Genomic DNA, 6764 nt, shown 5'->3' on the forward strand with positions numbered 1-6764 from the left:
TAAAATAAAGAACCACAGTGTACACACTGCAGTTCTTTGTTATTACTTATCTATGAGCATTGAAAGATACTCTTTATTATCTTGATAGTCATTAAAATTCATGAGTTGATACTTGTCATTATTAAGCGTAATAATATTCAGTTCTAAATCATCATCGTACTCATTTCGATTAAACCCTAAAGTTGAAAGAATACACTGAGTATCGGTTTGAATATTTTCAAAAATATACTCAAATAGAGTCTCCTTTTTTTGATCATCAAGCTCACCATGGTTGGGACTGTCCATAATAATTGGAAATTCAATTGCTTCAGGATTGAATTCATTTTTTATTTTTAATAAATTCATATACCAAATTACTGTTGCAATAGGTTTATTACTACCAGAAGCTTTTACATTTTTCTCAACTTTTTCAATGGATGAATCTGGTATTTCTTTCAAGCCAAATTTTACGATATCTTGCTTCATAGATTTATAATAAAAGGCGTTCACTTCTTTTTTCTTTTTTGAATATGCTCTCAACTTCTTGCTTACATCATTATTTTCACTAGAGATTTTTCTATTATATAAGTCTTCCTCCGCCCATTCTAATTCTAACTTAGTCTTAAGATCAGAATATCCCTGTATCTTCAGAATCTCATCATGACTCTCTTTCGTTCCTTTAAGCAGCTTATTGTACCCGTTTAATCTAGAAAGATGTTTACTATAAACATGCTCCTTTTTTTCAATATGCCGATTGGTTTCTGAAATAAGTCGCTGTAGTTCAAGACTTACTTGCGACAAATCTTCGATATTGATATTTTTCACCATACGTACATCTAATGTATCTTCTAAATCCTGCTGACATAATGGACAAGAATGTTTTTCCAATACATGATTTATATCTCTAACCTCATGACGTTTACGCTTATTGACATCCTCCAAGGTTTTAATAATATTCACTTGATTACTTCTAAGGTTTGCCAGTTCATTTTTTACTTTTCTTAAATCATCGTATATAATCCTATATTTCTTTTCCTGCCGATTCAACTCTTCTCGCAATGCCTCTACTTGCTCTGGAACAGCTTCTGGTAGTTCTTGATCAATTTTTTTCAACATATTCCCAATAGTTACGAGTTCATTATCACTTACTTTCAACTTTTCTTTCAACTCATCTTGTTTAAGTCTCAAATCAAAATATTCCCGATTGAACAAACCAAAATGTGTATACAGCAATGCTTCTTGAAATCTTGTAAATTGCCCCAAACCAGAAAAAGATTCAAACTTGCTTCCTTTCATATGATCCTGATCAATAAAATTCAACATATACGCAAATGCCGGCGGAGCAATCATTAACTTTTTATCATCCCTTGATGGTAGATAAACTGAAAAGTCAAACAACGAATACAGCCTCTCAGCCAACTCTGTTCTTATATCCGTACTTAGTAATAGATTTTTTTCAGAATCAAACAACTTGAAAAATTTCCCTAATCGCAACATAGTAAATTCACTATTATTGATCATAAAATCTATAACAAAAGTAACAGAATCTTTTTTTAAATTGTCATCAAAAAAACTATCTGCACCTAAAGTATGAAAAATGCTCTTTAAAATAAGAGATTTCCCTCTCTGATTACCATCTTCCTGATCAGAGGTGACAATATTAATTCCTGAAGTGAAAGATACTTTCTTTGCCATTTGTGATGCTGTTGAGAACAGATATATATTTTTCACAATCAGCGACTTCGTCATCATAAAACCTCCTCCAATTTAATCAAAACTACCAAAGATAACAACTCTATCTCTTCTAAAGAGAATTCAACTGGAAAATCTACATCGGTAATCTCAATGAACTGTCTCACTAAGCTGAACATTTCATCTGCCTCTAAATCACTTGCTTTAGCGATTACATCTTTTTTTATTTTCTCTTCAAGCTCTTGCCAATAATAATCCATTCTTAACCGAGAAATTACATCAGGAATCATAGAAAAATATTTCAACCTTTTCCCCATATTCATCACAGAATCTTGGATATATTTTTTACACTGTTCTGCAATAGAAAAGGATTGCTCTGCATACCGCCCCATAATCAAATTTACTCGATCTGATGAAAGACCTTTTTTATCCAATACTTCTTGACGCGAAGTAATAGAAAATTCATAATTTGCTTTTAACTGTGCCTCTTCCGCTAAAAGATTTAATAATGCTCCAGGTTTAATAGGATCTTCACCAAACATCTGAATGAAAAAAGAATTAACACGACCTACCATCGTATCTTTATATGCAGAAATATTTAAATCACTATTAATAAAAAAAATATCTGATAAATCGATTTCTTCATCAGGAAATTCAGCTCTAATAGCTTTCAGAATTGATTCTCTATTTTTTTCATCCAACAGACTTAATTGAAATTCCGAGTTAGGTAATTTTGAATTACCTGGTACAGCTAAATGTAAGTTAGATACAATAGCTAGTTTAGATTTTGGGTGACCGGCAACATATTCGGTATGTCTTATTTGATATAAGGTACTAATTATTGAATTATTTTTCTTTGAATCTTTCTTTGTAAGGGATCCGATAGTATATGATTTAGCATTCTTTGTTTTAACTTGAAAAAATTCGAACCGATCTGGATGATGAATTTCAATATCACAAACATAATCAAAAACCATTGTGAAATCAGATGAAATAGCTAACTCATGTAGAAATTTATCAATTCCCCAATAAATTTCAAATGAAAAGCGATTTTTTGAACGTGCCCCAGAAACATCTGCTTGGTAATTCAAATACGCCTCATCTATCCCCATAATTGTGCCTCCTTGAAAGTGCTGTTATTATTATAACACCTTCTTTGGAATGCTTGCTATACAGCATAAAAAAATCAGTTTAAACCATATTTAAGATATATATACAACCCGTTAATTTTATTAATTATTTTACTAAAACATCCCCTTTACATATTAGAACACTTGTTCTCCCTTTTAGTCAAGGAAATATATTTGTTATATTATATACAATATTCAAAAACACCACGACTAGTAGTCAAATAATTTCCACCTATTTCCAAGTCTCGGCCATAAGCTTCATAATCAATATAATTTTGTAGGTGTATAGGAACCTCTCCCAAAGCGCCTGTTTCTTCAATCAAATAATACGCCACATCACTCATATCATCGCAGTCCGGATAATAAACAATATCATCCACATGCTCTACCATTTCCTCGAAAGAATTGAAGAAAGCTTGTTGAATCTCTAAAGTTGCTTCACCAACTGGCGTTCCTTCAAGCACCTCTGCTAAGCCACACAACCGATTAATTTCTTCAATTGGTGTATACTCATCAATCTCAAAGGGAAGTTCATAATCATGAATTGCGTACTCTTCGTATTCGTCATTTAATCCAATCCGTTCTTTGACCTCATCAAAATCGACAGGTGGGGTAAACCACGCCCCCACTAACTCACCTTCGTTATATTTCCCGAGGTTCGCAATATAAACGCGCATCTGTTCCATTGTGATTCCCCCTAAGCACCGACAATTCGGTTAAACAAATTAAGTAAGACATCCTTCACCCCAGAAGCATTGAAGACCAGTCCGACCGCAATTAAGGCAATGACCAAGAAGCCAATCAGTTTGGAAAATTCTCGCTTAAATCCTAAAAATAAACCAATGACCACAATTGCCAGTAAGACTAATGATTGGGCATTGGTTAAAAACCATTGATACAAATTTTGTCCGAAATTCATCTTGTCACTTTCCTTTCTTTTCCATTGCTCGGTCTGCTGCTTCACTTGCATGCACCAAGCACATCACAGTAACACCAAGCATACTGCCACCAAATACCAATAACATATCTTTTACAATTCCCACCACAATTCCTCTTTTCATATAATCAAGTTTTCGATTGCCATGCTTTGTTGCTCCAAAATCTTTTTATGTCGGTCTGATAATCGTGCATTCTGTACCATATCCTGAATATAGGTTGTCTGATTCATCCGATCTAACTCCTTAGCCATTTTCCACGTAGGGGCGACTTGTCTTCCAAGCCAATTCAACGTTCGCTCAATGGTATACGGCTTCGGTTCAGAAGTGAGTTGAATCTCTTTCCGATTACGACCAATGAAGCGCCCCCATTGTTCATTCAAGGGCCAGTTGGTTCGTCTCTTTCCTTCCACCTTATCCGCAAATCGCAAATAACGATTGATAATGGAGAACGTAGTACTTTCAATGCTACGACCTTTTAACAAATCTTGAATCGCATGATAAGCACGGTCATTTTTCAGTCGAATCTCAAAACGATTTTTCGTTTCAGTTTGGTCTAATGGAATCCCTAACTTGATATACTGCTCATAATCTTTCTCGTACAAGCAAAAATAAACCTCGCTTTTGAGGCTGCCGATATATAAAGTATTGCCCATACCATCCTTTTCATCAGCTTTCAACAACTCTCCGGAGCGGTAACTTTTAAAGGTACGAAACAAGGAGATACATTCTTCCTTCTGACATTTTTTCGTTAACTCAGGAATATCCAACAAGCCAACTCGATCATTGATTGCCAAATCCAAGCGTTTCATCACGCCACTAGCCTTTAAACAATCTTCGAAAAAATCGTACCAGCTACGCTTTTGAGCGAGTAAAAAAGTTTCAAACTGCCTACAACCTCGCCCTTTTAATTCCAAAAGCACACCTTTATCTTCTTCATGAGATAACATCACCACAATATCGCCCATGACATATTGTTCTTGATAGGAGTAAAAGGCGTAATCTTCATGAAGCATATACTCAAATTTCAGATGGAGAATTCCTTCAATAATCTTCCGGACATCCGTTGTGGGGAAACGAATCCTTACATAGTCAAACAGTAACGTCAAAGGCAAATCGGGATTGAAACTTTCCAGTTGGTCAAAAATTTTCCTCATGGTCTTTGTAGAGGCGGTTACGCCACCGTTTTCTATCTGATTTAAATAGGGACGGCTAAGCCCGCAAGCCGTAGCCAATTTATTTTGTGAAACACCATATTCATTGCGTCGTTCTTTTAATAACCGATAATCTAAATTCCGTTGTGTCAAGTTCTCACCTCCAAGTTCAAGGTGTTAACTTTTTCAAATGAGTTAACACCTATGCAAATTGCTTAATATCCTTGATACAACAAGCATTTTTAATGGTTGCTTGCTTATTTTTTGTGTTTTTGTACCCCCCTGTTAGATACGGGGGGTGAGACATCATGGCCGGCTGGCGCCGACCATGAACAGGCACAGCACCACGGAGGATTTCTGCTTCGCAAATCCCCCGTGGTCAGCGCCTATCAGTTGGGTTTAGCTGTTATTCATCTGTAATCCCATCTGCTTCCAACTCTGCTTTCATTTCGAGCAAGTATTGCTGAATCTCTGGCTCTTTCGCAAGGTCGGCAATCCGTTCAAATTCTGCGATTACTTGATTCACTTCAATACGCGCATCGGTTTCCTCGTCCATTACATACGGATCACCCGGGACTTTCACCCCATTTTTGCGAATCTCAAAATTGAGCCGTCGTAATTCTTCTTCTAGTTCCGGATCTGACTGAATTTTGCCGATCACCCAATAAATTTCCCCAATCAACTCATCATAAATCATGCTTCTCCACCTCCTTTAATCTTCTGGCAATATCAAAAATGACCGGAACTGTCACAGAGTTTCCGGCCTGTTTGTACAACTGACTATCTGAATTGACTTGAGCTGCCCGATCAAAAGCCCAATCAGGAAAGCCTTGAAGCCGCCAGCACTCTCTTGGCGTAAGCTTACGAATCTGGTACTGATCCGTGACGACTGCTTGTTGGTCTCCTGTTAATAAGGTATGCACACTTTGTTTGCCAAGGCGCCCCCGCCGACTTGTGGAATGAGGAAAAGCCAGGTTCACACTGTCCCCTGGCTTCACCTCTTGGTATTCAGTTTCATTTTTCCGAATCATAATCTTCGTTCCACCTTGTTTCGTTGACAAGGTGGGTGCTGTTCCAGTTACCTCATAAACCCGATTGCCTTGTTCAAAATTCCCCGGCAACACCCCCGCCACCGATATGCCTTCTTTGGCTGGTAACGCGATTTTGATTCCTTCATCTCCTGTTAAGGTTGGTGCCACGCCATCTGGACCGTAGACTTGTCCACCCATCCCACGATTAGATGGATTGATATTTAACACGTTTCTGATGTTTTGATCAGATGCCGCAGACGATCCAATGATAGGAAATACTTGTTCGGTACATGCGTCTCGATAATGTCCGATAAGGAAAACCCGCTCGCGGCTTTGGGGAACGTAGGCCTTTGAGTTAAGCACTTGCCACTCCAAGTCATACCCCAATCCATCCAACGTTCGGAGGATTGTCTCGAACGTAGCCCCTCCTTCGTGATTGAGCAATCCCCGGACGTTCTCAAGGAATAAAAACTTAGGTCGGAGAAGAGCGGCGAACCGAGCGATTTCAAAGAATAAAGTACCTCGAGTATCGGAAAATCCTTGCCGCTTTCCCGCAATTGAAAAAGCTTGGCACGGAAATCCGCCGCAAATGATGTCCACTGGTCCGAGGAATTGAACAAATTCGTCTGATACACTTGTGATGTCATGCATTTCCACCTCCTCTCTGGTATCATGAATTGCCTTATAACTCCGCCGAGCAAATTCATCAATCTCACAAAAGCCGATACACTGGTGGCCTGCTTGTTCCATGCCTAAGCGAAAGCCACCGATACCGGCAAATAAATCTAAAAATTTCATAAATCACCTCATTCATTGCATAGAAAAAAGCCAAGAACATTTTTG

At 37.6% G+C, this 6764-nt stretch carries 8 protein-coding genes; all 8 read right to left on the reverse strand.

Features of this window, described 5'->3' with window-relative positions:
- Positions 1–42: 42 nt before the first annotated feature.
- The 8 genes from NE257_RS04500 to NE257_RS04535 all read right to left on the reverse strand — a co-directional run bounded on the left by NE257_RS04500 (position 43) and on the right by NE257_RS04535 (position 6719).
- Positions 43–1731, reverse strand: a complete 1689-nt coding sequence (locus tag NE257_RS04500; RefSeq protein WP_251885886.1) for a coiled-coil domain-containing protein — start codon at positions 1729–1731, stop codon at positions 43–45.
- The gene (locus tag NE257_RS04505) at positions 1728–2783 is read right to left on the reverse strand and encodes a dsDNA nuclease domain-containing protein (protein WP_251885887.1); all 1056 of its coding nucleotides are present in this window, start codon (positions 2781–2783) and stop codon (positions 1728–1730) included. The genes NE257_RS04500 and NE257_RS04505 overlap by 4 nt, the downstream gene beginning before the upstream one ends.
- A gap of 200 nt (positions 2784–2983) precedes the next feature.
- Positions 2984–3487 carry an antirestriction protein ArdA gene (locus NE257_RS04510; protein WP_251885888.1) on the reverse strand — a complete coding sequence of 168 codons (504 nt, stop codon included), beginning with the start codon at positions 3485–3487 and terminating at the stop codon, positions 2984–2986.
- 11 nt (positions 3488–3498) lie between these two features.
- Entirely contained in the window at positions 3499–3720 is a 222-nt protein-coding gene (locus tag NE257_RS04515; protein ID WP_002298822.1) for a hypothetical protein, read from the reverse strand.
- Positions 3721–3724: 4 nt separating this feature from the next.
- Positions 3725–3862: a DUF3789 domain-containing protein gene (locus NE257_RS04520; protein WP_251885889.1), complete on the reverse strand. Its 138-nt coding sequence runs from the start codon at positions 3860–3862 to the stop codon at positions 3725–3727.
- The gene (gene mobT, locus NE257_RS04525) at positions 3859–5043 is read right to left on the reverse strand and encodes a MobT family relaxase (RefSeq protein ID WP_251885890.1); all 1185 of its coding nucleotides are present in this window, start codon (positions 5041–5043) and stop codon (positions 3859–3861) included. Before mobT ends, NE257_RS04520 begins: the two co-directional genes overlap by 4 nt.
- Positions 5044–5296: 253 nt before the next feature.
- Positions 5297–5587, reverse strand: coding sequence for a hypothetical protein (locus tag NE257_RS04530; RefSeq protein ID WP_081119424.1), 291 nt, complete (start codon positions 5585–5587; stop codon positions 5297–5299).
- Positions 5577–6719, reverse strand: coding sequence for a DNA cytosine methyltransferase (locus NE257_RS04535; RefSeq protein ID WP_251885891.1), 1143 nt, complete (start codon positions 6717–6719; stop codon positions 5577–5579). The genes NE257_RS04530 and NE257_RS04535 overlap by 11 nt, the downstream gene beginning before the upstream one ends.
- Positions 6720–6764: the final 45 nt, after the last annotated feature.

Source organism: Enterococcus italicus, from assembly GCF_023743875.1.
GTDB classification, from domain to species: Bacteria; Bacillota; Bacilli; order Lactobacillales; family Enterococcaceae; genus Enterococcus_G; species Enterococcus_G italicus.